The 24032-nt window shown below is 57.7% G+C and carries 38 protein-coding genes; all 38 read right to left on the minus strand.

Annotated features, from left to right (window positions below; translation table 11 throughout):
• Window positions 1-57: 57 nt before the first annotated feature.
• Complete coding sequence (rplQ, locus tag F599_RS0101870; protein WP_019541833.1) at window positions 58-396, minus strand: 50S ribosomal protein L17; 339 nt, start codon at window positions 394-396, stop codon at window positions 58-60.
• Between the two features lie 162 nt (window positions 397-558).
• A complete protein-coding gene (locus F599_RS0101875) occupies window positions 559-1518 on the minus strand; it encodes a DNA-directed RNA polymerase subunit alpha (RefSeq protein ID WP_019541834.1) in 960 nt (319 codons plus the stop codon).
• A 43-nt stretch (window positions 1519-1561) separates the two neighbouring features.
• Complete coding sequence (rpsD, locus tag F599_RS0101880) at window positions 1562-2155, minus strand: 30S ribosomal protein S4 (protein WP_019541835.1); 594 nt, start codon at window positions 2153-2155, stop codon at window positions 1562-1564.
• A gap of 20 nt (window positions 2156-2175) precedes the next feature.
• Window positions 2176-2568 (minus strand): 30S ribosomal protein S11, encoded by a 393-nt coding sequence (gene rpsK / locus F599_RS0101885; RefSeq protein WP_014423859.1) that lies wholly within the window; start codon window positions 2566-2568, stop codon window positions 2176-2178.
• Between the two features lie 17 nt (window positions 2569-2585).
• Complete coding sequence (rpsM, locus tag F599_RS0101890; protein ID WP_019541836.1) at window positions 2586-2957, minus strand: 30S ribosomal protein S13; 372 nt, start codon at window positions 2955-2957, stop codon at window positions 2586-2588.
• Window positions 2958-2980: 23 nt separating this feature from the next.
• On the minus strand, window positions 2981-3094 hold the full coding sequence (rpmJ, locus tag F599_RS0101895; protein WP_005842139.1) for a 50S ribosomal protein L36: 114 nt from the start codon (window positions 3092-3094) through the stop codon (window positions 2981-2983).
• A 190-nt stretch (window positions 3095-3284) separates the two neighbouring features.
• Window positions 3285-3503, minus strand: coding sequence for a translation initiation factor IF-1 (gene infA / locus F599_RS0101900; RefSeq protein WP_009645081.1), 219 nt, complete (start codon window positions 3501-3503; stop codon window positions 3285-3287).
• Window positions 3504-3693: 190 nt separating this feature from the next.
• Window positions 3694-4338 carry an adenylate kinase gene (locus tag F599_RS0101905; RefSeq protein WP_026327746.1) on the minus strand — a complete coding sequence of 215 codons (645 nt, stop codon included), beginning with the start codon at window positions 4336-4338 and terminating at the stop codon, window positions 3694-3696.
• 15 nt (window positions 4339-4353) lie between these two features.
• Window positions 4354-5610, minus strand: coding sequence for a preprotein translocase subunit SecY (gene secY, locus F599_RS0101910; protein ID WP_019541839.1), 1257 nt, complete (start codon window positions 5608-5610; stop codon window positions 4354-4356).
• Between the two features lies 1 nt (window position 5611).
• Entirely contained in the window at window positions 5612-6052 is a 441-nt protein-coding gene (rplO, locus tag F599_RS0101915; RefSeq protein ID WP_019541840.1) for a 50S ribosomal protein L15, read from the minus strand.
• 19 nt (window positions 6053-6071) lie between these two features.
• Entirely contained in the window at window positions 6072-6257 is a 186-nt protein-coding gene (gene rpmD, locus F599_RS0101920) for a 50S ribosomal protein L30 (RefSeq protein ID WP_019541841.1), read from the minus strand.
• 14 nt (window positions 6258-6271) lie between these two features.
• A complete protein-coding gene (rpsE, locus tag F599_RS0101925; protein ID WP_019541842.1) occupies window positions 6272-6778 on the minus strand; it encodes a 30S ribosomal protein S5 in 507 nt (168 codons plus the stop codon).
• A gap of 26 nt (window positions 6779-6804) precedes the next feature.
• Window positions 6805-7164 (minus strand): 50S ribosomal protein L18, encoded by a 360-nt coding sequence (rplR, locus tag F599_RS0101930; protein WP_019541843.1) that lies wholly within the window; start codon window positions 7162-7164, stop codon window positions 6805-6807.
• 28 nt (window positions 7165-7192) lie between these two features.
• Window positions 7193-7744, minus strand: a complete 552-nt coding sequence (gene rplF, locus F599_RS0101935; protein WP_019541844.1) for a 50S ribosomal protein L6 — start codon at window positions 7742-7744, stop codon at window positions 7193-7195.
• A gap of 26 nt (window positions 7745-7770) precedes the next feature.
• Complete coding sequence (gene rpsH, locus F599_RS0101940; RefSeq protein WP_019541845.1) at window positions 7771-8169, minus strand: 30S ribosomal protein S8; 399 nt, start codon at window positions 8167-8169, stop codon at window positions 7771-7773.
• A gap of 33 nt (window positions 8170-8202) precedes the next feature.
• A complete protein-coding gene (locus F599_RS0101945; protein ID WP_026327747.1) occupies window positions 8203-8388 on the minus strand; it encodes a type Z 30S ribosomal protein S14 in 186 nt (61 codons plus the stop codon).
• Between the two features lie 14 nt (window positions 8389-8402).
• On the minus strand, window positions 8403-8942 hold the full coding sequence (rplE, locus tag F599_RS0101950) for a 50S ribosomal protein L5 (protein WP_019541847.1): 540 nt from the start codon (window positions 8940-8942) through the stop codon (window positions 8403-8405).
• A 20-nt stretch (window positions 8943-8962) separates the two neighbouring features.
• Window positions 8963-9295, minus strand: coding sequence for a 50S ribosomal protein L24 (rplX, locus tag F599_RS0101955; protein WP_019541848.1), 333 nt, complete (start codon window positions 9293-9295; stop codon window positions 8963-8965).
• Window positions 9296-9313: 18 nt separating this feature from the next.
• Window positions 9314-9682, minus strand: coding sequence for a 50S ribosomal protein L14 (gene rplN / locus F599_RS0101960; RefSeq protein WP_019541849.1), 369 nt, complete (start codon window positions 9680-9682; stop codon window positions 9314-9316).
• Window positions 9683-9712: 30 nt separating this feature from the next.
• The gene (gene rpsQ, locus F599_RS0101965) at window positions 9713-9970 is read right to left on the minus strand and encodes a 30S ribosomal protein S17 (RefSeq protein ID WP_019541850.1); all 258 of its coding nucleotides are present in this window, start codon (window positions 9968-9970) and stop codon (window positions 9713-9715) included.
• Between the two features lie 37 nt (window positions 9971-10007).
• Entirely contained in the window at window positions 10008-10202 is a 195-nt protein-coding gene (rpmC, locus tag F599_RS0101970; RefSeq protein WP_019541851.1) for a 50S ribosomal protein L29, read from the minus strand.
• Window positions 10192-10632 carry a 50S ribosomal protein L16 gene (gene rplP / locus F599_RS0101975; protein ID WP_019541852.1) on the minus strand — a complete coding sequence of 147 codons (441 nt, stop codon included), beginning with the start codon at window positions 10630-10632 and terminating at the stop codon, window positions 10192-10194. The genes rpmC and rplP overlap by 11 nt, the downstream gene beginning before the upstream one ends.
• A complete protein-coding gene (rpsC, locus tag F599_RS0101980) occupies window positions 10632-11300 on the minus strand; it encodes a 30S ribosomal protein S3 (RefSeq protein WP_019541853.1) in 669 nt (222 codons plus the stop codon). The genes rplP and rpsC overlap by 1 nt, the downstream gene beginning before the upstream one ends.
• Before the next feature lie 16 nt (window positions 11301-11316).
• Entirely contained in the window at window positions 11317-11652 is a 336-nt protein-coding gene (gene rplV, locus F599_RS0101985; protein ID WP_019541854.1) for a 50S ribosomal protein L22, read from the minus strand.
• 21 nt (window positions 11653-11673) lie between these two features.
• Window positions 11674-11955 carry a 30S ribosomal protein S19 gene (rpsS, locus tag F599_RS0101990; protein WP_019541855.1) on the minus strand — a complete coding sequence of 94 codons (282 nt, stop codon included), beginning with the start codon at window positions 11953-11955 and terminating at the stop codon, window positions 11674-11676.
• Between the two features lie 52 nt (window positions 11956-12007).
• Window positions 12008-12835 (minus strand): 50S ribosomal protein L2, encoded by an 828-nt coding sequence (gene rplB / locus F599_RS0101995; RefSeq protein WP_019541856.1) that lies wholly within the window; start codon window positions 12833-12835, stop codon window positions 12008-12010.
• A gap of 23 nt (window positions 12836-12858) precedes the next feature.
• A complete protein-coding gene (gene rplW, locus F599_RS0102000; protein ID WP_019541857.1) occupies window positions 12859-13140 on the minus strand; it encodes a 50S ribosomal protein L23 in 282 nt (93 codons plus the stop codon).
• Window positions 13140-13763, minus strand: a complete 624-nt coding sequence (gene rplD / locus F599_RS0102005) for a 50S ribosomal protein L4 (protein WP_019541858.1) — start codon at window positions 13761-13763, stop codon at window positions 13140-13142. The genes rplW and rplD overlap by 1 nt, the downstream gene beginning before the upstream one ends.
• A gap of 24 nt (window positions 13764-13787) precedes the next feature.
• The gene (rplC, locus tag F599_RS0102010) at window positions 13788-14441 is read right to left on the minus strand and encodes a 50S ribosomal protein L3 (protein ID WP_019541859.1); all 654 of its coding nucleotides are present in this window, start codon (window positions 14439-14441) and stop codon (window positions 13788-13790) included.
• Window positions 14442-14459: 18 nt separating this feature from the next.
• Entirely contained in the window at window positions 14460-14771 is a 312-nt protein-coding gene (gene rpsJ / locus F599_RS0102015; protein WP_014423834.1) for a 30S ribosomal protein S10, read from the minus strand.
• Between the two features lie 175 nt (window positions 14772-14946).
• Window positions 14947-16140, minus strand: coding sequence for an elongation factor Tu (gene tuf, locus F599_RS0102020; protein WP_019541860.1), 1194 nt, complete (start codon window positions 16138-16140; stop codon window positions 14947-14949).
• A gap of 17 nt (window positions 16141-16157) precedes the next feature.
• On the minus strand, window positions 16158-18236 hold the full coding sequence (fusA, locus tag F599_RS0102025; RefSeq protein WP_020700448.1) for an elongation factor G: 2079 nt from the start codon (window positions 18234-18236) through the stop codon (window positions 16158-16160).
• 37 nt (window positions 18237-18273) lie between these two features.
• The gene (rpsG, locus tag F599_RS0102030) at window positions 18274-18744 is read right to left on the minus strand and encodes a 30S ribosomal protein S7 (RefSeq protein WP_019541862.1); all 471 of its coding nucleotides are present in this window, start codon (window positions 18742-18744) and stop codon (window positions 18274-18276) included.
• A gap of 38 nt (window positions 18745-18782) precedes the next feature.
• Window positions 18783-19166 (minus strand): 30S ribosomal protein S12, encoded by a 384-nt coding sequence (gene rpsL / locus F599_RS0102035; protein ID WP_019541863.1) that lies wholly within the window; start codon window positions 19164-19166, stop codon window positions 18783-18785.
• A 67-nt stretch (window positions 19167-19233) separates the two neighbouring features.
• On the minus strand, window positions 19234-19488 hold the full coding sequence (locus F599_RS0102040) for a L7Ae/L30e/S12e/Gadd45 family ribosomal protein (RefSeq protein WP_019541864.1): 255 nt from the start codon (window positions 19486-19488) through the stop codon (window positions 19234-19236).
• A gap of 365 nt (window positions 19489-19853) precedes the next feature.
• On the minus strand, window positions 19854-21857 hold the full coding sequence (tkt, locus tag F599_RS0102045) for a transketolase (RefSeq protein WP_019541865.1): 2004 nt from the start codon (window positions 21855-21857) through the stop codon (window positions 19854-19856).
• A 172-nt stretch (window positions 21858-22029) separates the two neighbouring features.
• Window positions 22030-22395: a chorismate mutase gene (aroH, locus tag F599_RS0102050; RefSeq protein ID WP_019541866.1), complete on the minus strand. Its 366-nt coding sequence runs from the start codon at window positions 22393-22395 to the stop codon at window positions 22030-22032.
• Between the two features lie 12 nt (window positions 22396-22407).
• Complete coding sequence (locus F599_RS0102055) at window positions 22408-24021, minus strand: ABC1 kinase family protein (RefSeq protein WP_019541867.1); 1614 nt, start codon at window positions 24019-24021, stop codon at window positions 22408-22410.
• Between the last annotated feature and the right edge of the window lie 11 nt (window positions 24022-24032).

Raw genomic sequence — 24032 nt, forward strand, 5'->3', positions numbered from 1 at the left:
CCGTGGGCATAAAAAAACCGCCAACCCCTTGATCAGGGTTGGCGGTCTCTTTTACGATTACACGAGCTCGATGATGACCATCGGAGCTGCGTCGCCGCGGCGCGTGCCGAGCTTCAGGATGCGCGTGTAGCCACCCTGACGGTCGGAGTATTTGCCAGCGATTTCGCTGAAGAGCTTTCTTACGACATCTTCATCAGCAAGGGATGCAATCGCCTGACGACGTGCGCTGAGGTCGCCGCGCTTGGCGAGCGTGATCAGCTTGTCGGCGAATTTACGGAGCTCTTTTGCTTTGGCTTCCGTCGTTTCGATGCGTCCATATCTGAAGAAGGAAGTGAGAATGCTGCTGAAAAGCGCTTTGCGGGCGCCGGAGTTACGTCCAAGTTTTCTGTAGCTCATTAGTTTCCCTCTCTTTGCAGTATTTGTCCGGGAGGCAGGCCGCGAGGGCCGCTTCCCGCTTTTATCCGTCTCACCTGTATGCCAGACGCGGGGCGGAGCGCCGCGCGCCAGGTATCAGGCAAGGGAGCCGCACAAGTCCGCGAGGCGGACGTCTGCGCGTTGTTATTCGTTGCTTTCCATCAGAGATAAACCGAGGTCTTCGAGTTTTTTCTTTACCTCTTCCAGGGACTTGCGTCCGAGGTTGCGCACCTTCATCATGTCGTCCTCCGTCTTGGCCGTGAGGTCTGCGACGGTGTTGATGTTGGCACGCTTGAGGCAGTTGAAGGAACGAACGGAGAGGTCGAGGTCCTCGATGGTCATATCGAGCACCTTCGAGGAGGTATCCTCTTCTTCCTCCGGGAACGTCGTCTCTTCTACTTCTTCCTCTTCCGGAATGCCGTCCATGTTCTGGAACAGCTTCAGGTGCATGACAAGAATGCCTGCTGCTTTCGAGACCGCTTCCTCGGGGCGCATGGAACCATCGGTCCAGACTTCGAGGATGAGCTTGTCATAGTCCGTGACGTTGCCGACACGCGTGTCCTGTACCGTGTAGTTCACGCGCTGAACCGGGGAGAAGATGGAGTCGATGGGGATGACGCCGATGGTGTCATCCGGCTTCTTGTTCTTGTCCGCCGGCACATAGCCGCGCCCGCGCTCGACGGTCATCTCGATCTTGAGCTTGCCGTCTTCGTTGAGCGTTGCGATGTGGAGATCCGGGTTCAGGACTTCGATATCAGCATCGCAGATGATGTCTGCTGCCGTGACTTCCTTTTCTCCCTCGGCATCGATGCGGATGACCTTCGGCTCGTTGCCTTCCATCTTGAGGCAGAGCTGCTTGAGGTTCAGCACGATGTTCGTCACGTCGTCGCGCACGCCCGGGATCGTGGAGAACTCATGGAGCACTCCGTCGATGCGGATGGAGGTGACGGCGGCGCCTTCAAGCGAGGAAAGCAGCATACGGCGGAGGCTGTTGCCAAAGGTCGTGCCATAGCCACGCTCCAAAGGCTCACAGATGAACTTGCCGTAGCGGTTGTCATCGCTGATTTCCGCTATCTCGATTTTCGGTTTTTCGATGTCTATCATCTGGAAGGAACCTCCTCAATAATCCTATGCACAAATGCCATTATTATTTGGAGTACAACTCGACGATAGCCTGCTCGTTGACAGGAACATCGATCTCATCACGGTTCGGGAAACGCGTTACCGTACCAGTGAGCTTGTCCTGGTCTGCGTCCAGCCATGCCGGAGCGGAAAGCGAGTTGTTCGTTTCCTTGAGCTCCTTGAAGAACGCGTTGCTCTGGCTCTTCTCAGCGACGGCGACGACATCGCCTGCGGAAACGAGCGCGGACGGGATGTCGACGCGCTTGCCGTTGACCGTGATGTGGCCGTGGCGGACGATCTGGCGCGCCTGCTTGCGCGTGTTCGCGAGGCCGAGACGGAAGACGACGTTGTCGAGACGGCGCTCGAGGAGACCGAGGAGGTTCTCACCCGTGACGCCCTGCATCTTCTTCGCCTTGTCATAGTAGCCACGGAACTGCTTCTCGAGCACGCCGTAGATGAATTTCGCCTTCTGCTTCTCTTTGAGCTGCAGGCCGTACTCGGAGACCTTGCGGTTCGTGCGGCGCGGCTGACGCTTGGACTCCTTGGAGCGGCCGATGACCGCCGGCTCGATGCCGAGGGCACGGCATCTCTTCAGGGCTGGGACTCTATCAATTGCCATATTATTCTTCGCACCTCCTATTAGACTCTTCTACGCTTCGGCGGACGGCAACCGTTATGCGGGATCGGCGTCACGTCTTTGATCATGTTGACCTCGAGGCCCGTTGCCTGGAGCGAACGAATCGCTGCCTCACGGCCGGCACCAGGGCCCTTGACGTAGACTTCGACCTGCTTGAGGCCATGCTCCATCGCTGCCTTGGCAGCTGTTTCCGCTGCCATCTGCGCAGCAAACGGCGTGCTCTTGCGCGAGCCGCGGAAGCCAAGGCCGCCAGCGCTTGCCCAGGAAAGTGCGTTGCCGCTCTTGTCAGTGAGCGTCACAATCGTATTATTAAACGTAGAGCTGATATGCGCTACGCCATATTCCACATTCTTGCGAACTTTTTTCTTCGTGCGGACTGCTTTCTTAACTGCCACCAGTTAACCCTCCTTCATTAGTCCTTCTTCTTGCCAGCAACAGCCTTTTTCGGGCCTTTGCGCGTGCGGGCGTTGTTCTTCGTGTTCTGACCACGGACTGGAAGGCCGAGACGGTGACGGCGGCCACGGTAGCAGCCGATATCAACGAGTCGCTTAATGTCCATCTGACGTGCGCGACGAAGGTCACCTTCGACGACAACGTTCTTATCGATGGCATCACGAAGTTTCACCACTTCGTCCTCCGTGAGGTCGCGCGTGCGAGTATCAGGGTTGATGCCCGTCTGCGCGAGCAGGTTCTGGGACGTCTTCAGACCGATACCGAAGATATACGTCAAAGCAATTTCAATTCTCTTGTCACGGGGTAAATCTACACCGGCAATACGTGCCATGAATCAAGCACCTCCTTTTTTAATTAACCTTGTCTCTGTTTGTGTTTCGGGTTCTCGCAGATCACCATGACGCGACCTTTGCGCTTGATGATCTTGCATTTCTCGCAGATCCGTTTGACAGACGGTTTTACCTTCATCTTGGTTGTGTCCCCCTTTCATCTTATCATTCGCTGTCATTTTGCTATTCTACCATTTTTCGCGGCGCTTGCCTAGGGGCAAACGGAAAATTCCCCAAAAAATTTCAAACAGCGCGATGCGCGATGAAAGAATTATATGAAAGTCAAAAAACTGCTGAGCGAATCAGCAGTTCCTTGACAACATACCGCCTTATTTGAAACGATACGTGATGCGGCCGCGCGTGAGGTCGTACGGCGTGAGCTCGATCGTGACCTTATCGCCCGGCAGGATGCGGATGAAGTTCATGCGGATCTTGCCGGAGACGTGTGCGAGCACGACGTGGCCGTTCTCAAGCTCGACCTGGAACATTGCGTTCGGCAGTGCTTCCAGTACTTTGCCTTCTACTTCGATTACATCTTGTTTTGACATGCTGCTCTCCTTTTTTATTTATTGACATTCGGTTGGGCCGACGTCACTCGGGAGCGCGTCGCATTTCCATGCCATGCCCAACAACTGTAATCATCACATAAGGAAAACTGCCGGCTAACCGGCAGCTCTCCTGTTACCAACCGCAGCTGCGGCGTTTTATCTGACCGATGGTGTTTCTCCATCCGAGATCTCAGCCCTTGAGCGTCGAGATGAGGTCAGCTGTGACCTTGTCGATTGCCTGCCTGCCATCAACTTCCGTATAGATGCCGGCTTTCTCGTAGTAGTCGATGAGGGGCTTCGTGGAAGCCTCATAGACGGAGAGGCGGTTCTTCATCGTCTCCGCCGTGTCATCGGCACGCTGGAAGAGTTCACCGCCGCACGCGTCGCAGATGCCCTCTTTTTTCGGAGGGTTGAACTTGACGTGATAGGTGGCGCCGCACTGCTTGCAGATGCGGCGTCCCGTTGCGCGCTCGATGAGGTCGGCTGCGGGAACGTTGATGTTGAGGACGCGCGTGAGCTTGAGCCCGAGCTCCTTGAGGATGCCGTCGAGGGCGTCTGCCTGCTCGACCGTCCGCGGGAAGCCGTCAAGGATGAAGCCTTTCTTGCAGTCGTCCTTGGCGAGGCGCTCGCGCACGATACCGATGGTCACGCTGTCCGGTACGAGCTTGCCCTGGTCCATATAGCCCTTGGCCTCGCGGCCGAGGGCCGTGCCTTCCTTGATCGCCGCACGGAACATGTCGCCCGTGGAGATATGGGGAATGGCGAACGCCTTGACAAGTTCTGCCGCCTGGGTGCCTTTGCCGGCGCCCGGAGGGCCCATCAATAAGATGTGCATTGAAAATATCCTCCCTTATTTCATGAACCCTTCGTAGTGACGCATGACCACCATGGCCTCGATCTGCTTCATCGTCTGCAGCGCGACACCGACGACGATGAGCAGGGCCGTGCCGCCGAAGTAGACGCCTTGGATATGCGTTGCCGCGGCAATCATGTTCGGCAGGACGGCGATGAAGGCCAGAAAGATGGAACCGGCAAGCGTGATACGAGTCATGACATGATCTAAATAATCAGCCGTCGGCTGTCCCGGGCGGATGCCAGGGATGAAGCCACCGTATTTTTTCAGATTCTCTGCCATATCCGATATCTTTACAGTAACCGCAGTATAGAAGTAGGTGAAGAAGATGATGAGCAGGACGTAGAGTGTCGTCTGCAACGGCTTCCCCCACTCCAGGTAACTGGCAACGGTCTTTACCCAGGGAACGTCAATAAACTGGGCAATGGTTACTGGAAACATCAGCACGGATGACGCAAAGATGATTGGGATAACACCCGCCGGATTGACCTTGAGCGGGATGTGGCTCGAATGGCCGCCAAAGGCTCTCTGGCCGACCACTCGCTTGGCGTAGGAAATCGGGATCCTACGGAAGCCGGTCTCGATATGTACCACGAACATGACCATAGCGATCGCGATGATACCGAAGAGGAACACCGAGAAGTAGCTGATGGTGCCGGCTTGTACATAGTGGTAGATCGTACCGATATTCTTCGGCAGCGCGGCGACGATGCCGGCGAAAATGATGAGGGAGATACCGTTGCCCACACCCTGCGCCGTAATCTGCTCGCCGAGCCACATGAGGAAGATCGTTCCCGCGGTGAGCGTGATCGCGATGATCAGGATGTTCACCGGATTGGGATTGAGGATTGCCTGCTTGAGGCCGATGGACATGCCGACGGCCTGGAAGAAGGCGAGGACTACCGTGAGGTAGCGTGTGACCTGGGTGGTTTTCTTATGCCCTTCTTCGCCTTCCTTACTCCACTGCTCGAGCGTCGGAATGACGACATTCAGTAGCTGAATGATGATCGCCGCATTGATGTAAGGTGTGATGCTCATGGCAAAGATGGAAAACTTGCTGAATGCACCACCAGAGAACAAATCGAGCAGTCCGAAGAGGTTGCCGTTCTGGAAGAGCGCTTCGAGCGCTGTCGGATCAACGCCTGGGACCGGGATGTGTGTTCCCATCCGGAATACGGCGAACATCACCAGTGTGAAGATGATCTTCTGCCGAAGCTCCGGAATCTTGAAGATGTTCGCAAGGGCTGAAAACACCTCAGATCACCTCGACTTTACCGCCTGCAGCCGTGATTTTCTGCTCGGCAGCCTTCGTGAAGCCGTTGGCGCGAACCGTGAGCTTCTTCGTGAGCTCACCGTTACCGAGGATGCGGATGCCGTCCTGAACGTTCTTCAGGATGCCGCTCTCAACGAGGACGACGGGATCGACCGTCGTGCCATCTTCGAAGCGGTTGAGCGTCTCAACATTGACCTCAGCGAACGTCTTTGCCCAGATGTTCTTGAAGCCGCGCTTCGGGAGACGGCGGTAGATCGGCATCTGGCCGCCCTCGAAGCCCGTGCGGACGCCGCCGCCGCTGCGAGAGTTCTGGCCCTTCATGCCGCGGCCAGCCGTCTTGCCGTTGCCGGAGCCGAGGCCACGGCCGACGCGGTTGCGGGTCTTGCGGGAGCCCTCAGCCGGAGCTAATTCGTGTAATTTCATCTCGTGCACCTCCTACCGCTTAGTCTGCGATTTCTTCAACCTTGATGAGATGTTCAACTTTGTGGAGCTGGCCGCGGATCGCGGGGTTGTCAGGAAGCTCGACAACAGAGTTGATCTTTCTCAGGCCAAGCGAACGCACCGTGTTGCGCTGCGTCTGCGGATGGCCGATCAGGCTTCTGGTAAGAGTGACTTTTACTTTTGCCATGTTCCTGCCTCCAATCAACCTAAGATCTCTGCGACCGTCTTGCCGCGGAGCGCTGCGACGTCCTCTGCCTTCTTGAGGCTCTTGAGGCCTTCCATCGTCGCGCGGACCATGTTGTTCGGGTTCGCGGAACCGAGGGACTTCGTGAGGATGTCGCGGATGCCGGCGAGCTCGAGCACAGCACGAGCGGGGCCGCCGGCGATGACGCCGGTACCTTTGGCAGCCGGCTTGAGCATGACGCGGCCAGCACCGAAGATGCCGATCATCTCATGCGGGATCGTGCGGCCATCGAAGAGGGCGATCTCGACGAGATGCTTCTTCGCGTCCTCGACGCCCTTGCGGATTGCCTCGGGGACCTCGGCAGCCTTGCCGAGACCGACGCCGACCTTGCCCTTCTTGTTGCCGACGACAACGAGAGCACTGAACGAGAAGCGGCGGCCGCCCTTGACGACTTTCGCAACTCGATTGATGTATACAACTTTCTCCTCGAACTCTGGAGTTTCGTTGTCCATGTTTCTAGCCATTCATTTACCTCCTTTGACAAAAAGTATCAGAACTTGAGACCAGCCTCGCGCGCTGCTTCTGCGAGCGCTGCGACACGGCCATGATAGACATAACCACCGCGGTCGAAGACGACCTCCGTGATGCCCTTCTCGATTGCGCGTTTCGCAATCTCGGTACCAACAGCCTTGGCAGCCTCGATGTTGCCGCCGTAGTTCTCAAACCCCTTGTCCTGGGAGCTGGCACTGACGAGCGTCGTGCCCTTCTCGTCATCGATGACCTGCGCGTAGATGTTCGCGAGGCTGCGATAGACGTTGAGGCGCGGGCGCTGTGCCGTACCTGCGATATGGTTGCGGACTCTCAGATGACGTTTCTGACGAGCCTTGTTCTTATCTTCCTTCAGAAGCACTATGGTCACTCCTTTCCTCGATCAGTGATTATTTCTTGCCCTTAGCGCCGGCTTTGCCTTCCTTGCGGCGGATGTGCTCGCCAGCGTACTTGATACCCTTGCCCTTATACGGCTCAGGCTCACGGAAGCCGCGGATCTCAGCCGCGATCTGGCCGACAACTTCCTTGTCGATGCCCTTGACCGTGATGGCATTTGCGGACGGCACGTCGAACTCGATGCCTTTCGGCGGCTCGACGATGACCGGATGGGAGAAGCCGAGGGAAAGGTTGAGGTTCTTGCCCTGCTTCTGCGCGCGGTAGCCGACACCATTGATTTCGAGGCTCTTGGAGAAGCCCTCCGTCACGCCGAGCACCATGTTGTGGATGAGCGTGCGGGAGAGGCCGTGCAGAGAGCGATGCGTCTTATCGTCGGAAGGACGCTCCACCTTGACGATGTTGCCTTCGACGGTTACTTTCATTTCCGGATGGATGTGGCGCGAAAGTTCACCTTTCGGGCCTTTGACCGTCACCAGATTTTCCTCACCGAGCGTGACCGTTACGCCAGCCGGGATTTCGATCGGTGCATTACCAATTCTTGACATCAGTACACCTCCTGACTATGTTCCGATTACCAAACGTATGCGATGACTTCGCCGCCGAGGCCTGCCTTGCGCGCCTGCTTGTCGCTCATGATTCCCTTGGACGTGGAAATGATGGCGATGCCGAGGCCGCCGAGCACGCGCGGGAGCTCGTCATGCTTCGCATACTGGCGCAGACCGGGTTTCGAGATGCGCTTGATGCCGGAGATGACCTTCTCGCGGTTCGGACCATACTTGAGGGAGACCGTCAGGACACCCTGCTTGCTGTCCTCCGTGAGCGTGTAGTCTTTGATGAAGCCCTCTTCCTTCAGAACATCCGCGATGGAGTTCTTGATCTTGGAAGCGGGGATTTCCACCTTGTCGTGGAAAACGGAGTTTGCATTGCGCAAACGCGTCAGCATATCTGCAATAGGATCAGTCATTACCATGAATCGATATCCTCCTTTCAATCAGTGAGAAAATTACCAGCTGGCCTTCGTAACGCCAGGGATTGCGCCTGCATAGCTCTGCTCGCGGAAGCAGATACGGCACATGTCGAACTTGCGCATGTAGCCATGCGGACGGCCGCAGATCTTGCAGCGGTTATAACCGCGCGTGGAGAATTTCGGTTCTTTCTTCCACTTCTCAACCATTGACTTCTTAGCCAAAGTTCCTTACCTCCTTATGCTTTGAACGGCATACCCATGAGTTTCAGGAGCTCTCTCGCTTCTTCATCCGTCTTTGCCGTCGTTACGATTACAATGTTCATGCCGCGGATCTTGTCGATCTTATCGTACTCGATTTCCGGGAAGATGAGCTGTTCCTTGAGGCCGACAGCGTAGTTGCCGCGACCGTCGAACGCCTTGTCAGAGACGCCGCGGAAGTCACGGACGCGCGGGAGCGCGACGTTCATGAACTTGTCGAGGAACTGGTACATGCGGACACCGCGGAGCGTGACCTTGCAGCCGATCGGCATGCCTTCACGCAGCTTCCAGGCGGCGAGGGATTTCTTCGCACGCGTCAGAAGCGGCTTCTGGCCGGAGATGATTGTGAGATCGCTCACGGCTGCGTCGAGGGCCTTCGGATTGCCGACAGCCTCGCCAACGCCCATGTTGATGATGACTTTCTCGATTTTCGGAAGCTGCATGACGTTCTTGTAGCCGAACTTTTCGTTGAGCGCCGGCACGACTTCCTTCTGGTATTTTTCCTGTAATCTATCCACTGATGCTCCTCCTTTCTCGCTTATTTCGTCTCGTCGATGACTTCGCCGCACTTCTTGCAGACGCGGACGTTCTTGCCATTGACTTCCTTATGACCGACGCGCGTCGGCTTGTTGCAGGCGGGGCAGACGAGCATGACCTTGCATGCGTGGAGCGGAGCTTCCTTCACGAGGATGCCGCCCTGCGGTGCCTTGACATTCGGTTTCGTGTGGCGCTTGACCTTGTTGACGCCCTCGACGATGACCTTGCCCTTCTTCGGCATGGCCGTCACGACCTTGCCCTGCTTGCCTTTATCTTTGCCGGACAATACGACGACCGTATCGCCCTTCTTCACGTTCAGTTTAACGAGTGACAAAATAGCACCTCCTCACAATCAAAGAACTTCAGGAGCCAGGGAGACGATCTTCATGAAGTCCTTATCGCGGAGCTCTCTCGCCACCGGGCCAAAAATACGCGTACCTCTCGGCGTCTTGTCGTCCTTGATGAGGACAGCCGCGTTCTCATCGAAGCGGATGTAAGAGCCATCGCTGCGGCGCAGCCCCTTGACGCTGCGGACGACGACCGCCTTGACGACGTCGCCCTTCTTCACCGTGCCGCCAGGTGCTGCGGATTTGACTGCAGCGACGATGATATCACCGATGTTGGCATACTTGCGGTAGGAGCCGCCAAGCACGCGGACGCACATGATTTCTTTCGCGCCGGTGTTGTCACCAACCTGCAGGATAGTTTGCTGTTGGATCATTGTTTGACCTCCTTCTTCAAGTTTTGGGGTTTATTTTGCACGCTCGATGACTTCGACAACTCTCCAGCGCTTGTCCTTGGAAAGCGGACGCGTCTCCATGATGGAGACCTTGTCGCCCTCATGCGCCTCGTTGTTCTCGTCGTGAGCCTTGAACTTCACCGTGGTCTTGATGGCCTTCTTGTAGAGCTTGTGCTGCTCGAGTTCCTCGACAGCCACGACCACCGTCTTGTCCATCTTGTCGCTGACAACCTTGCCAACCTTTGTCTTGCGTACGTTTCTTTCGCTCATTCGAGAGCCTCCTTCCTTTTGCATATCGTAGCCTGAATCAAGCCTTCATCTCGTTCTCGCGCTGGATTGTCTTGATGCGGGCAATCGTCTTCTTGACGTCCTTGATACGCATCGGGTTCTCGAGCTGGCCCGTAGCAAGCTGGAAGCGGAGGCCGAAAAGCTCTTCTTTGAGCGAAGCAAGTTTCTGGTTAAGCTCCTCAGCGCTCAGATCGCGAATTTCCTTAGCCTTCATTTACTTCACCGCCCTCTGCATGATTTTCTTTCTCGACAAATTTCGTCTTGATCGGGAGCTTGTGGCCAGCGAGGCGCATAGCTTCCTGTGCGATTTCCTTGGAAACGCCGTCCATCTCGAAGAGGACGCGGCCCGGCTTGACGACGCAGACCCAGTACTCAGGCGAACCTTTACCGGAACCCATGCGCGTCTCTGCCGGCTTCGCCGTGACCGGCTTGTCCGGGAAGATCTTGATCCAGACCTGGCCGCCGCGCTTGATGTAACGCGTCATGGCGATACGAGCTGCCTCGATCTGGCGGTTCGTGATCCATGCGGGTTCAAGAGCGACGAGACCATACTGGCCGTGGCTTACGGTGTTGCCGCGATGGGCCTTGCCCTTCATGCGGCCGCGGAACTGCTTGCGGTATTTGACTCTCTTTGGTAATAACATTAAGCTTCGCTCCCTTCAGCTACAGCCTTGCGCTGCTTTCTTTCCGGAAGAACCTCGCCCTTGAAGATCCAGACCTTCACGCCGATGCGGCCATACGTCGTATGTGCCTCAGCCGTGCCGTAGTCGATGTCGGCGCGGAGCGTGTGCAGGGGGATGCTGCCCTCGCGATAGGCTTCCTTACGAGCAATCTCGGCACCGCCGAGACGGCCTGCGAGCGCGACCTTGATGCCCTTGGCACCGAGGCGCATCGTGCGGCCGACGGCCTGCTTCATTGCGCGGCGGAACGCGATGCGGCGCTCGAGCTGCTGTGCGATGTTCTCAGCGACGAGCGTGGCATCCATATCCGGCTGCTTGATCTCGGCGATGTTGATGTCGACGCGCTTCTGCGTGTAGCCCTTGAGGCCTTCCTTGATCTGCTCGATGCCCGAGCCGCCGCGGCCGATGACCATGCCCGGCTTTGCCGTGTGGATCGTGATCTTGAGACGGTTCTTGCTGCGCTCCGTCTCAATCCTCGAAACGCCGGCTGCCTGAAGGCTCTGCTTCAGATAGTCACGGATCTTAATATCTTCATGCAGGTTCTCTGCGAAATCTTTATCAGCATACCACTTGGCATCCCAGGTCTTGACGATGCCCAGGCGAATACCATGCGGATTAACTTTCTGACCCAAACCGTTTCCCTCCTTCTCAGTTCTTCTCGTCTACGACGATGGTGACATGGGACGTGCGCTTCAGGATCTTGAACGCCTGTCCACGGGAACGCGGATGGATGCGCTTGAGCGTCGGGCCCTGATCGGCGTATGCCGTCTTGACGAAGAGCTTGTCAGCGTCCATGTCAAAGTTGTTCTCTGCGTTCGCGACTGCGGAGCGCAGGACTTTCTCTACAACGTCCGCGCCGGCTTTCGGCGTGAACTTCAGAATCGCAAATGCCTCTGCCACGTTCTTGCCTCGGATGAGATCCAGGACAATGCGAACTTTGCGCGGAGTGATGCGAATGTATTTAGCAACTGCTCTTGTTTCCACAAAGATTCTCCTTTCGCAAAATTACTTGAGCGCGGTCTTTCTCTCTTCGCCGCCGTGCCCCTTGAACGTGCGCGTCGGTGCGAACTCGCCGAGCTTGTGGCCGACCATGTCTTCCGTGATGTAGACGGGGACATGCTTGCGGCCGTCATGGACGGCGATGGTGTGGCCGACGAAGTCCGGGAAAATCGTGGAGCTTCTGGACCAGGTCTTCACCACTTTTTTATCGTTAGCTTCGTTGAGTGCCGTGATTTTCTTCATGAGGCTCTCTGCAACGAAAGGTCCCTTCTTAATCGATCTTGACAAGATGTATCCTCCTTCCGTCAGGCAGCTTCACGCGGCTGCCCGCTGTCTCTCATTATTTCGTACGGCCTCTGACGATGAGCTTGTCGGATGCCTTCTTGCGGCGCGTCTTGGCGCCCATAGCGCATTTGCCCCACTTCGTAACAGGGTGCTTGCGACCGACAGGGGAGCGGCCCTCGCCGCCGCCGTGCGGATGGTCGTTCGGGTTCATCGCGACGCCGCGGTTCTCCGGGCGGACGCCGAGCCAGCGGTTGCGGCCTGCCTTACCGAGCGTGATGTTCTCATGCTCGAGGTTGCCGACCTCACCGATCGTTGCGCGGCAATTCACATGCACCTTGCGGAGCTCGCCGGACGGGAGACGGAGGAGTGCGTAGCTGCCTTCCTTAGCCATGAGCTGTGCGGAAGCGCCTGCGCTGCGTGCGAGCTGGGCACCCTTGCCGATCTTGAGCTCGACATTGTGCACCATCGTACCAACGGGAATATCTTTGAGCGGGAGCGCGTTGCCGACCTTGATGTCAGCCTGCTCGCCGGACTCGACCATGTCGCCGACCTTGAGGCCGTTCGGCGCGAGGATATAGCGTTTCTCGCCATCGACATAGTTGAGGAGCGCGATGCGCGCGCTGCGGTTCGGATCGTACTCGATCGTCGCGACGCGGGCGGGGATGCCGTCCTTCGTGCGCTTGAAGTCGATCACGCGATAGAGGCGCTTGTGACCGCCGCCCTGGTGGCGGACGGTCAGACGGCCCTGCTGGTTACGGCCGCCCTTTTTCATCAGGCGCTCCGTCAGGGACTTTTCAGGCTTGTCAGCGGTGATCTCGTCGAACGATGCCACCGTCATGAAACGACGGCCTGCAGAATATGGTTTGAAGCTCTTTACTGCCACTTGTTTAACCTCCTTTTCTTGTTTTAAGCCTTGAAGAACTCGATGCTTTCGCCAGCAGCGAGCTTCACGATGGCCTTTTTATAGTCAGGGCGCTTACCGGACGTGCGGCCCATGCGTTTCGTTTTGCCAAGTACGTTGACCGTATTGACCTTGTCCACCTTCACGTTGAAGACTTCCGCAACCGCCTTGGCGATCTCGATCTTGTTGGCTGCTTTCGCAACAACGAAGACGTATTTGCCTTCGGCCATGAGCTGCGTCGTGCGCTCCGTGATGAGCGGACGGATAAGGATATCACGTGCTTCCATTATGCGAATACCTCCTCGATGCGGGTGATGGCATCCTTCGTAATGAACAGCTTGTCCGAATTGAGGATATCGAACACGTTGAGTCCATTCGTGTTGATGGCTTTCACACCCTGAATGTTGCGTGCGGACTTCTCAACGTTCTCAGCCTCATCAGCCGTGATGAAGAGAGCCTTTGCATCAATACCGAAATCGCCGAGGAGCTTGACGACCTGCTTCGTCTTCGGCGCGTCGAATGCGAGGCTGTCGAGGACGATGAAGTCGCCGCTCTTGACCTTGTCAGAGAGCGCGCACTTGATGGCGAGGCGACGCTGCTTGCGCGGCATGCTGAACGCATACTTGCGCGGATGCGGTCCGAAGACCGTGCCGCCGCCGACCCACAGCGGGGAACGCGTCGAGCCGCTGCGTGCGCGGCCCGTGCCCTTCTGCTTCCAGGGCTTGCGGCCGCCGCCGCGGACGAAACCGCGCGTCTTCGTTGCATGCGTGCCGAGACGCTGGGCAGCGAGCTGCATCAAAACGGCCTGGTGGAGAAGACCTGCGTTCATCTCAACGCCGAAGATGCTTTCATTCAACTCAATATCGCCAACCTTGTTGTTCGCGATGTCAAAAACTGCTACTGTAGCCATAATGTTGGTTATCCTCCTTCCAAATTAGTTTTTCGCCTGCTTGCCAGGCTTTACGGTGTCTTTGATCACGACGAAGCCCTTCTTCGGCCCCGGGATGGCACCCTTGATGAGGATGAGGTTGCGGTCAGCATCGACACGGACGACCGTGAGGCGCTGCACCGTAACGCGCTCGCCACCCATGCGGCCCGGCAGTTTCTTGCCCTTGAGGACGCGTCCGCCAGGACCGGAGATCATCGCACCCGTGGAACCGGGCTCACGATGGGATTTGGAGCCGTGGCCCATGGGGCCGCGAGCGAAGTTGTGACGCTTGATACCGCCGGCAAAGCCTTTGCCCTTGGAAGTACCGACAACATCAACGAGCTCTCCAGCAGCAAATATATCAACGCCGAGGCTGTCCCCGACCTTGTATTCCGAAGCATCCGCGAGTCTCATTTCACGGATGAATTTCACAGGGCTGACGCCCGCTTTCGCGAAATGACCTTTCTGCGGCTTGTTTACATTCTTTTCCTTCACTTCACCGAAGCCAAGCTGGACGGCGTTGTAGCCATCGTTTTCCACCGTCTTGTTCTGGAGCACGACGTTGTTGCCGGACTCGACGACCGTAACGGGAACGACTTTGCCTTCCTCCGTGAAGATCTGGGTCATACCAAGTTTTCTACCTAAAATAGCTTTTGACATTCATTCCACCTCCTCGGATCAGAGTTTGATTTCGATGTCCACGCCTGCCGGCAGGTCAAGGCGCATGAGTGCATCCACCGTCTTGTTCGTCGGCTGCAGGATGTCGATGAGGCGCTTGTGCGTGCGCATCTCGAACTGCTCACGGCTGTCCTTGTTGACATGCGGGGAGCGCAGAATCGTGTAGATGTTCTTTTCCGTCGGGAGAGGAATCGGACCGGATACCATGGCACCCGTCTTCTTTGCAGTGTCAACAATCTTCACTGCACTCTGGTCGAGGGCTTTGTGGTCATAAGCCTTCAAACGGATTCTGATTTTCTGATTCTTCGACAATTCATTTTCCTCCTTATCGTCCAGACTCTTGGCCCAAACATTTCTCCGTAGCAGTTCCCTCGGTCAGGCCGAGCCATCTGCCACGTCATCGCATGGGGGGTATTATTGAAAAATACCCTTGAAATAAGAGCGACGCGAGCGCCGCTCTTACCTAAAGGATACTTTTTAGATTGGATTAGCCTTCGATCTCCGTGACACGACCAGCGCCAACCGTGTGGCCACCCTCGCGGATAGCGAAGCGGAGGCCCTTCTCGATAGCGATTGGCGTGATGAGCTCGACTTCCATCTCGACGTTATCGCCAGGCATAACCATCTCCGTGCCCTCCGGCAGTTTGATGACGCCCGTGACGTCCGTCGTGCGGAAGTAGAACTGCGGACGATAGTTGGAGAAGAACGGCGTATGACGGCCACCCTCTTCTTTCGTGAGGACGTAGACCTGAGCCTTGAACTTCGTGTGCGGATGAATCGTGCCCGGCTTTGCGAGAACCTGGCCACGCTCGATCTCCTTGCGGTCGATACCGCGGAGCAGCGCACCGATGTTATCGCCAGCGACTGCCGTGTCGAGCATCTTGCGGAACATCTCGATGCCCGTGACAACCGTCTGCTTCGGCTCATCCTGGAGGCCGACGATTTCAACCGTGTCGTTGAGCTTCAGCTCACCACGCTCAACACGGCCCGTTGCGACCGTGCCGCGGCCCGTGATCGTGAAGACATCCTCGACCGGCATGAGGAACGGCTTGTCCGTGTCGCGCTCCGGCGTCGGGATGTACTCATCGACAGCGTCCATGAGCTCGAGGATCTTCTTCTGCTGCTCAGCATCGCCTTCGAGGGCTTTGAGAGCGGAGCCGGCGACGACCGGAATGTCATCGCCCGGGAAGTCATAGCTCGAGAGAAGCTCGCGGACTTCCATCTCGACGAGCTCGAGGAGCTCGGGATCGTCGACCTGGTCGACCTTGTTGAGGAAGACAACGATTGCCGGCACACCGACCTGGCGAGCGAGCAGGATGTGCTCACGCGTCTGCGGCATCGGGCCATCTGCAGCGGAGACGACGAGGATCGCGCCATCCATCTGAGCAGCGCCGGTGATCATGTTCTTGACATAGTCAGCATGGCCCGGGCAGTCGACGTGCGCATAGTGACGCTTCTTCGTCTCGTACTCAACGTGAGCCGTGTTGATCGTGATACCGCGCTCGCGCTCCTCCGGAGCCTTATCGATATCAGCGTAATCCTCGAAGGAAGCCTTGCAGCCTTCCGTCTGGGAAAGAACTTTCGTGATCGCAGCCGTCAGCGTCGTCTTGCCGTGGTCGACGTGACCAATCGTACCGATGTTGACATGCGGTTTGGTTCTCTCAAACTTTTCTTTAGCCATTGTTGTGTTTTCCTCCCTTATTCGCCTTTGTTCTTGGCAACAATCTGATCGGCAATATTCTTAGGAACTTCATCATAGTATGCAACTTCCATGCTGTAGTTCCCTCGGCCCTGAGTCTTGGAACGCAAATCCGTCGAATAGCCGAACATCTCGGAGAGCGGAACAAAGCCGTTGATGACCTGAGCGCCATTGCGTGCTTCCATGCCCTCGATGCGGCCGCGGCGGGAGTTGAGGTCGCCGATGACGTCGCCCATGTACTCCTCCGGAACCGTGACTTCGACTTTGACATACGGCTCGAGAAGAACCGGATTTGCCTTTTCTGCACCATTCTTGAATGCCATGGAACCTGCCACCTTGAAGGCTGCCTCCGAGGAGTCGACCTCGTGGAAGGAACCATCGAAGACCGTTGCCTTGATGTCGACCATCGGATAACCAGCGACAACACCGGACTCCATGGCCTGACGGACACCGTCCTCGACCGGCTTGATGAATTCTTTCGGAATGGCACCGCCGACGACCTTGTTCTCGAAAGCGAAGCCCTCGCCCGGCTCCTGCGGCTCGAGCTTGAGCCAGCAGTGACCGTACTGGCCGTGACCGCCGGACTGGCGGACGAACTTGCCTTCCGCCTCGACGGTCTTGCGGATCGTCTCGCGGTAAGCGACCTGCGGCTCACCGACCTTGCAGTCTACGTGGAACTCACGCAGCATGCGGTCGACGATGATCTGCAGATGAAGCTCGCCCATGCCGGAGATGATCGTCTGGCCCGTCTCCTCGTCCGTGCGGACGCGGAACGTCGGATCCTCTTCTGCGAGCTTCTGCAACGCGACGCCCATCTTCTGCTGGTCGTTCTTCGTTGCCGGCTCGACAGCGACGGAGATAACCGGATCCGGGAACTCCATCGACTCGAGGATGATCGGATGCTCTTCATCGCAGAGCGTGTCGCCTGTCGTCGTATCCTTGAGGCCGACAGCCGCGGCAATGTCGCCGCTGTAGACCTTCTCGATTTCCTTGCGGTGGTTTGCGTGCATCTGCAGGATACGGCCGATGCGCTCTTTCTTGCCCTTCGTCGAGTTGTAGACGTAGGAGCCAGCGTCGAGCGTACCGGAGTAGACGCGGAAGAACGCGAGCTTGCCGACGAACGGATCCGTCATGATCTTGAACGCGAGTGCCGCGAACGGCTCATCATCGCTCGAAGGACGGTGATCCTCCTCGCCCGTCTCAGGATCGACACCAGCGATCGGCGGGATATCCGTCGGTGCCGGCATGAAGTCGACGATGGCGTCGAGCAGGGGCTGCACGCCCTTGTTGCGGTAGGACGTGCCGCAGGTCACGGGAACCATCTGGCAGGTGACCGTCGCCTTGCGGATGACCTTTTTGATGTCATCCTCGGTGATCTCCTCGCCGCCGAGGTACTTCTCCATGAACTCGTCGTCCTGTTCGGAGCAGGCCTCGAGCAGCTTCTCGCGATACTCCTCCGCCTGATCCTTCATGTCGTCAGGGATAGCGACCTCATCCTCGACCTTGCCGAGATCGTCCTCATAGACGATGGCTTCCATCTTGATGAGATCGATGATGCCCTTGAACGTATCCTCAGCGCCGATCGGCAACTGGATGGGAACCGCGTTCGCCTGGAGGCGCTCATGCATCATCTTGACGACGTTGTAAAAATCTGCGCCGGTGATGTCCATCTTGTTGACATACGCCATACGCGGAACGTTGTATTTCTCAGCCTGGCGCCATACGGTCTCCGTCTGAGGCTCGACACCGCCGCGGGCAGTCAGAACTGTCACAGCGCCATCGAGGACGCGCAGGGAGCGCTCAACTTCTACCGTAAAGTCCACATGGCCCGGCGTATCAATGATGTTGATACGATGGTCCTTCCAATGGCAGGTCGTCGCAGCCGACGTGATCGTGATGCCGCGCTCCTGCTCCTGGACCATCCAGTCCATCGTAGCCGCACCATCATGAACCTCACCAATCTTGTGGTTGACACCCGTGTAGAAGAGGATACGCTCAGTAGTCGTCGTCTTACCGGCATCGATGTGAGCCATGATACCGATATTACGCGTTTTCTCAAGGGAATACTCTCTTGCCACTTTTACTATCGCTCCTTATCTTATATAGTAGAAAAGATTACCAGCGATAATGTGCAAATGCCTTGTTGGCCTCTGCCATCTTATGCGTATCTTCCTTCTTCTTGATTGCTGCGCCCGTGTTATTGGCTGCGTCCATGAGCTCGCCGGAGAGGCGCTCTTCCATGGTCTTTTCGCCGCGCAGGCGCGCATAGCCGACGAGCCAGCGGATGCCGAGCGTCATGCGGCGGTCCGGACGAACCTCGACCGGCACCTGGTAGTTTGCACCGCCGACGCGGCGTGCGCGAACCTCGAGAACCGGCATGACGTTCTTCAGAGCCGTCTCGAAAACCTCGAGCGGATCCTTGCCCGTCTTCGCGCGAATCGTCTCGAAAGCATCGTAGACGACGCGCTCGGCAACGCTCTTCTTGCCGGAGAGCATCACTTTGTTGATGAATTTCGTAACCGTCTTGTTGTGGTACACCGGATCCGGCAGTACGTCACGCTTCGGTACGGAACCTTTTCTTGGCATTGTTTTACCTCCTTCTCATAGTCTCTCGCGAGCTGGTGTTATTTTTTCTTTGCTTTCGCTTTCTTGGCGCCGTACTTGGAGCGGGCCTGGCCGCGATCCTGAACGCCTGCCGTATCGAGCGAACCACGGATGATGTGGTAGCGGACACCCGGGAGGTCCTTGACACGACCGCCGCGGATCAGAACAACACTATGCTCCTGGAGATTATGACCAATGCCAGGAATGTATGCAGTCACCTCGATGCTGTTCGTCAGACGAACACGAGCGACCTTACGCAGTGCAGAGTTTGGTTTCTTCGGCGTCGTCGTGTAGACACGCGTGCAAACGCCGCGCTTCTGCGGGCAATTTTTCAGTGCTGGTGCTGTGGATTTCTCCTGCATGCTCTTTCTGCTTTTACGGACTAACTGGTTGATAGTAGGCATACATGCACCTCCTTCCTTCATTTTAGAATTTATTATTTATGAAAACTCACGGCAATACCGCAAGTTTCTAACGAGATTCCTGCGTGAGCGCTACCGCCGCAGCTCCCACGTCGATGCCGCAGGCTTTGCCGAGTTCCGCCATGGAAGCGACGCGTTCCACAGGGACATCCTGCGCCTCGCAAAGCTCGGCAAGCGGCGCCGTGATGCGCGCATCTGCATCGTCCGCGAGGAATACAGCAGCGGCTCTACCGCCCTGCACGGCCTTCCTGACCTGCTTGAGTCCGATGACACGCGCGGCATCCTTCAAATGCTCCAGTGCCATTTCCTTCACTCCCTCGTCCTGAAGTCGTGCTCTCCTGTCAGGCACTTCTACATACTATCATCGGCAAAAAACAATGTCAACACTTAATTTATCAAGTTTTTCTAAATACACGCTGTCTAGCGTTTCTTTTTCTATTTCTCCATTGACATCAAGTATTTTATCCATACAGGAAAGACATTTCGACTTTGATCATGCACATATTTTACGAAATTCCCTCTTCTCTTTCCGCTATCTTTTTCCCTGCCACATCATCGCACTGTCGTCAATCCTTCTGCTCAGTATGACAAAACGGCCCGATGCCTCTGCATCGGACCGTTTTGCAGGACAGCCCCCTTCTCCGCGAGAGAAAGATATGCCATCTAACTTTATTTCACTTTTGCCAACACACGGAGCATCGTCTCGACGACGTGCTCCTTCGTGAAGCCGAATTTCTTGAAGAGCACGCCGCCCGGCGCCGAAGCACCGAAGCCCGGCATTGCGACGGTCGCACCGTCGAGACCGACGTAGTCGCCCCAGCCGAACGGCATGGCCGCCTCGACCGCTACACGCGCGCGGACATCGCTCGGCAGGATGCTCTCTTTGTAGGCATCGCTCTGCTTAGCGAAGAGATCCATGCACGGCATCGAGACAACGCGGATGGAGCGGCCCTGCGCCGCAAGCTCCGCCTGAGCCTCGATGGCGAGCGCAACCTCTGAGCCCGTGGCGATGAGGATGCCTTCGAGATTGTCCTTGTCCTTCGCCTCGGAAACGATGTACGCGCCCTTGAGTGCCTCCTTCGAGGAACCAGCGAGCTGCGGCAGTCCCTGACGCGTGAGCACGAGGAGCGTCGGCGTCTCCTTGCTCGTGAGCGCGAGGTACCAGCCGGCCTCCGTCTCCGTGACATCCGCCGGACGGAAGACGTTGACGTTCGGCAGTGCGCGCCACATGGCGAGCTGCTCGACCGGCTCGTGCGTCGGGCCATCCTCGCCTACGCCGATGCTGTCATGCGTGAGCACGTACGTCGTCGGGATCTTCATGAGCGCCGCGAGACGGACCATCGGCTTCATGTAGTCGGAGAAGACGAAGAACGTCGCGACGTAGGGGCGCAGGCCGCCGTGCAGCGCGATGCCGTTCGCAATCGCCGCCATCGCGAGCTCTCGCACGCCGAAATGGAGGTTGCGGCCCGCGTAGTTCTCCTTGCTGAAGTCGCCCTCGCCCTTCATCTCCGTCTTGTTCGACGGCGCGAGATCTGCGCTGCCGCCGATGAGCTGCGGCACGAGATCCTTGATGTACTGGAGCACGTTGCCAGAGGCCGCGCGCGTCGCGATGGGTTTCTCCGCCTTCGCCCAGAACTTTTCGTCCCGGTCGAGTGCTGCGGCATCCACCGGCGCATGGAACGCATCCCAGAGCTTCTTCTGCTCGGGGAACTTCGCGCAGTAATCCGCAAAGAGTTTCTCCCATGCCGTCTCTGCAGTCGCGCCTTTTTTCGCAAGCTCCGCATAATGGTCATAGACCTCCTGCGGAATATGGAACGAGGTGTCAGGCTCCGGCCAGCCGAGGTTCTCTTTGAGTGCCTTGACGTTCTCCTCGCCGAGCGGTTCGCCGTGCGCGCTGGCCTTGCCCTGCTTCGCGGGGCAGCCGTAGCCGATCTGTGTCTTGACCGTGATGAACGACGGATGCTCCTTGTCAGCCTTGGCCTCCTCGATGGCCTTGCCGATGGCTGCGAGGTCGTTGCCGTCCTCGACCGTGATCGTCTGGAAGCCGAACGCACGCATGCGCGCCTGCACATCCTCGCGGAATGCGATGTCCGTATCGCCCTCGATGGAGATGTTGTTGGAGTCGTAGAGGATGATGAGCTTCGAGAGGCCGAGTGTGCCCGCGAGCGAGAACGCCTCGGAGGAGATGCCCTCCATCATGCAGCCGTCGCCGCCGAGCGCGAACGTGTAGTGGTCGACGATCTCATAGCCCGGCTTGTTGAATACAGCCGCGAGATGCGCCTCCGCCATCGCCATGCCGACCGCCATGCCCATGCCGGCGCCCAGCGGCCCTGTCGTCGCCTCGACGCCGACCGTGTGGCCGTACTCAGGATGGCCCGGCGTCAGCGAGCCGTCCTGGCGGAACTGCTTCATATCCTCCATCGTGAGCCCGTAGCCGTAGAAATGGAGCAGCGAATAGAGGAGCGTCGAGCCGTGGCCGCCGGACAGGATGAACCGGTCGCGGTTCTCCCATTTCGGATCCTTCGGGTTGTGGTTCATGTGGTTCGCCCAAAGCTCGTAGGCCATCGGCGCACTGCCGAGCGGCAGTCCCGGATGACCGGAGTTGGCCTTCTGGATGGCATCCGCCGCGAGCACGCGGATGGCGTTCACACAGGTCGTATCAATGTTACTCAAGAAAATCGCCCCTTACTGAATACAGAAATACTCTACTTTCTTATCATACATGAGCCGGGTGAAAAAGTATAGCGGAAATTCAAGACGCGCTGAACCTCGCCATATCTCAGGCAGCGGGGCTTCACCGGAGCTCCCTTTCCGGCAGCGTTCCCAACGCGCCCGCAGCGTGCGCTCACGCGCCTGCGAGATCCGGCCGCAGCTTTGCGGCGCCGCCAAGGTAGATGTGGCGGATGTCCTTCTGGCCTTTTTCCGTATCGACGAGCAGCAGCACGCGGATGCAGTGCGGGAGACTCCCCTCGATCGCAAGCTGCCGCGCGTCGAAAAGCGGCACAGCGTCAAAGCCGGCCACACGCGCGCGCACGCCCGCGGAGGGGAACGCGCTCACGAGATCCTCCGTCGCACTGAAGATAGCGGCGCCGATGGTCTCCGGCGCGATGCCGTTCTCCCTGAGCATCGTCTCGACGAGTGTCGCAGCGGCGCTCCATATCGCTTCTTTCCTGTCTTCCTCTACCGTGATGGCTCCGCGGACTCCGCGCATGTCGCATCTCTCCTATCTTCCTTTGTGAATATCCCAGATGAGCCGGATGCTCAGCACGAAGGCGATGAGATAGCCAACGAAGCCGAGCAGCGGGATCTCCATGATCTTCGGCGTCATATTCGTCGTGCAGATGGTGCTTGAGCCCAGGAGCAGCGCTGCGCAGAGCACGGCGACGATGACGCGGTTGACCATCTTGTCGACATGGCGCAGCGGCTCCTCCGATCCCGTGAGATCGAGATTGACCTTCGTCTGACCGCTCATCGTCATCTTGAGGATATCTGAAATCTGCTCCGGCAGCGCCATCGACTTGCGCATGAGCAGATAGCTCTCGCGCTTCGCCTTGGAAAGCTCGTCGCGCCAATCGAAATTCTTCTTGAAATTGAGCTGCAGGCTCTTCGCGAAAATCTCGACGAAGCTGACCTTCGGGCAGACGAGGCGCATGACGCCCTCGATGGTCAGGATGCCGCGCGCGAACATCGAAAGCCCCTGCGGGCAGGCGATGTGGTGCACGCGCAGGATGTTCATGATCTGCCGTGTGAGCACGCCCATCTTGAGGTCGCGGAAATCGAGCGTGCTGTACTGCGCCATGAGCGCGTCGATGTCCTGGTAGAGCGCCGTGTGGTTGATGTGGCCGCGCGGCACGCCGAGCGCGAGCACCGCGGTCTTCATCTCAAAGGTATCGTGGTTCGCGAGCGCGATGACCGCCTTGCGGATGGCCGTGCGGTCGCGGTTGCTCAGACGGCCCATCATGCCGAGGTCGAGCCAGACGATCCTGCCGCCGCGCACCCAGATATTTCCGGGGTGCGGATCGGCATGGAAATAGCCGTCCTCGATGATCTGCTTGACATAGTTCTCGCCGAGCCTGCGCCCGAGCAGCGTGATATCGACGCCGCGCGCCCGCAGCCCATCGAAATCGTCGATGCGCACGCCATCGACATACTCCATGACGAGGATGTGCTGCGTCGTGAGATTGCGGTAGACATTGGGGCAGGTCACGAATGCCTCATCCTGGTTCAGATGGCGGAACTCCTCGATGTGGTCGGCCTCGATGAGGAAATCCATCTCCTGCTTGGCGATGCCCCACATCTCCTCGAGCACCATATCGAAGTCGATGACATCCTGCGAGTGGCTCACGACGCGCACGAGACGCGCGGCGCGCCTCAGGAGCACCATGTCGCGCGCCATGATCTTGTAGATGCCCGGCCGCTGCACCTTCACGACGACGCGTTCCCCCGTCGTGAGCACGGCGCGGTGCACCTGCGCGATAGACGCTGAGCCGAGCACTTCTTCGTCAATGGAGGCAAAGACCTTGTTCCAGCGGCGGCTGTACTCCTGCTCGATGACCTCGAGAATGGTCGAAAACGGCAGAGGCTTTGCGCCATTCTGCAGCTTCATGAGCTCGTCGCAGTACTCCTGCGGCAGGAAGTCCGGCCGCATGCTCATGACCTGTCCGAGCTTGACGAACGTCGGCCCGAGGTCCTCGAGAATGTGGCGGAGCTTCTCCGGCGTCATGCCGCGCACGACGTCGTACTTGCGCAGGACAGCGACCATCTCCTTGAGGCGCACGGCCGAGCCGATGTCCTTCTTCCGCTCCTTATTCAGTTCGGGGAAAATCTTTCCCAGCATCGGCATCCCAT

The sequence above is a fragment of the Selenomonas bovis DSM 23594 genome (genome assembly GCF_000381005.1).
Classification (GTDB): domain Bacteria; phylum Bacillota; class Negativicutes; order Selenomonadales; family Selenomonadaceae; genus Selenomonas_C; species Selenomonas_C bovis.

Bases quoted from the DNA above. Each gene is read 5' to 3' on its own strand.
- rplQ (WP_019541833.1), bottom strand. From the start codon at position 396: ATGAGCTACAGAAAACTTGGACGTAACTCCGGCGCCCGCAAAGCGCTT.
- F599_RS0101875 (WP_019541834.1), bottom strand. From the start codon at position 1,518: ATGATAGACATCGAAAAACCGAAAATCGAGATAGCGGAAATCAGCGAT.
- rpsD (WP_019541835.1), bottom strand. From the start codon at position 2,155: ATGGCAATTGATAGAGTCCCAGCCCTGAAGAGATGCCGTGCCCTCGGC.
- rpsM (WP_019541836.1), bottom strand. From the start codon at position 2,957: ATGGCACGTATTGCCGGTGTAGATTTACCCCGTGACAAGAGAATTGAA.
- rpmJ (WP_005842139.1), bottom strand. From the start codon at position 3,094: ATGAAGGTAAAACCGTCTGTCAAACGGATCTGCGAGAAATGCAAGATC.
- infA (WP_009645081.1), bottom strand. From the start codon at position 3,503: ATGTCAAAACAAGATGTAATCGAAGTAGAAGGCAAAGTACTGGAAGCA.
- F599_RS0101905 (WP_026327746.1), bottom strand. From the start codon at position 4,338: ATGCACATCTTATTGATGGGCCCTCCGGGCGCCGGCAAAGGCACCCAG.
- rplO (WP_019541840.1), bottom strand. From the start codon at position 6,052: ATGAAATTACACGAATTAGCTCCGGCTGAGGGCTCCCGCAAGACCCGC.
- rpmD (WP_019541841.1), bottom strand. From the start codon at position 6,257: ATGGCAAAAGTAAAAGTCACTCTTACCAGAAGCCTGATCGGCCATCCG.
- rpsE (WP_019541842.1), bottom strand. From the start codon at position 6,778: ATGGCTAGAAACATGGACAACGAAACTCCAGAGTTCGAGGAGAAAGTT.
- rplF (WP_019541844.1), bottom strand. From the start codon at position 7,744: ATGTCAAGAATTGGTAATGCACCGATCGAAATCCCGGCTGGCGTAACG.
- rpsH (WP_019541845.1), bottom strand. From the start codon at position 8,169: ATGGTAATGACTGATCCTATTGCAGATATGCTGACGCGTTTGCGCAAT.
- rplN (WP_019541849.1), bottom strand. From the start codon at position 9,682: ATGATCCAACAGCAAACTATCCTGCAGGTTGGTGACAACACCGGCGCG.
- rpsQ (WP_019541850.1), bottom strand. From the start codon at position 9,970: ATGAGCGAAAGAAACGTACGCAAGACAAAGGTTGGCAAGGTTGTCAGC.
- rpmC (WP_019541851.1), bottom strand. From the start codon at position 10,202: ATGAAGGCTAAGGAAATTCGCGATCTGAGCGCTGAGGAGCTTAACCAG.
- rplP (WP_019541852.1), bottom strand. From the start codon at position 10,632: ATGTTATTACCAAAGAGAGTCAAATACCGCAAGCAGTTCCGCGGCCGC.
- rplW (WP_019541857.1), bottom strand. From the start codon at position 13,140: ATGGAAGCACGTGATATCCTTATCCGTCCGCTCATCACGGAGCGCACG.
- rplD (WP_019541858.1), bottom strand. From the start codon at position 13,763: ATGGCTACAGTAGCAGTTTTTGACATCGCGAACAACAAGGTTGGCGAT.
- rplC (WP_019541859.1), bottom strand. From the start codon at position 14,441: ATGTCAAAAGCTATTTTAGGTAGAAAACTTGGTATGACCCAGATCTTC.
- tuf (WP_019541860.1), bottom strand. From the start codon at position 16,140: ATGGCTAAAGAAAAGTTTGAGAGAACCAAACCGCATGTCAACATCGGT.
- rpsG (WP_019541862.1), bottom strand. From the start codon at position 18,744: ATGCCAAGAAAAGGTTCCGTACCGAAGCGTGACGTACTGCCGGATCCG.
- rpsL (WP_019541863.1), bottom strand. From the start codon at position 19,166: ATGCCTACTATCAACCAGTTAGTCCGTAAAAGCAGAAAGAGCATGCAG.
- F599_RS0102040 (WP_019541864.1), bottom strand. From the start codon at position 19,488: ATGGCACTGGAGCATTTGAAGGATGCCGCGCGTGTCATCGGACTCAAG.
- aroH (WP_019541866.1), bottom strand. From the start codon at position 22,395: ATGCGCGGAGTCCGCGGAGCCATCACGGTAGAGGAAGACAGGAAAGAA.
- F599_RS0102055 (WP_019541867.1), bottom strand. From the start codon at position 24,021: ATGCTGGGAAAGATTTTCCCCGAACTGAATAAGGAGCGGAAGAAGGAC.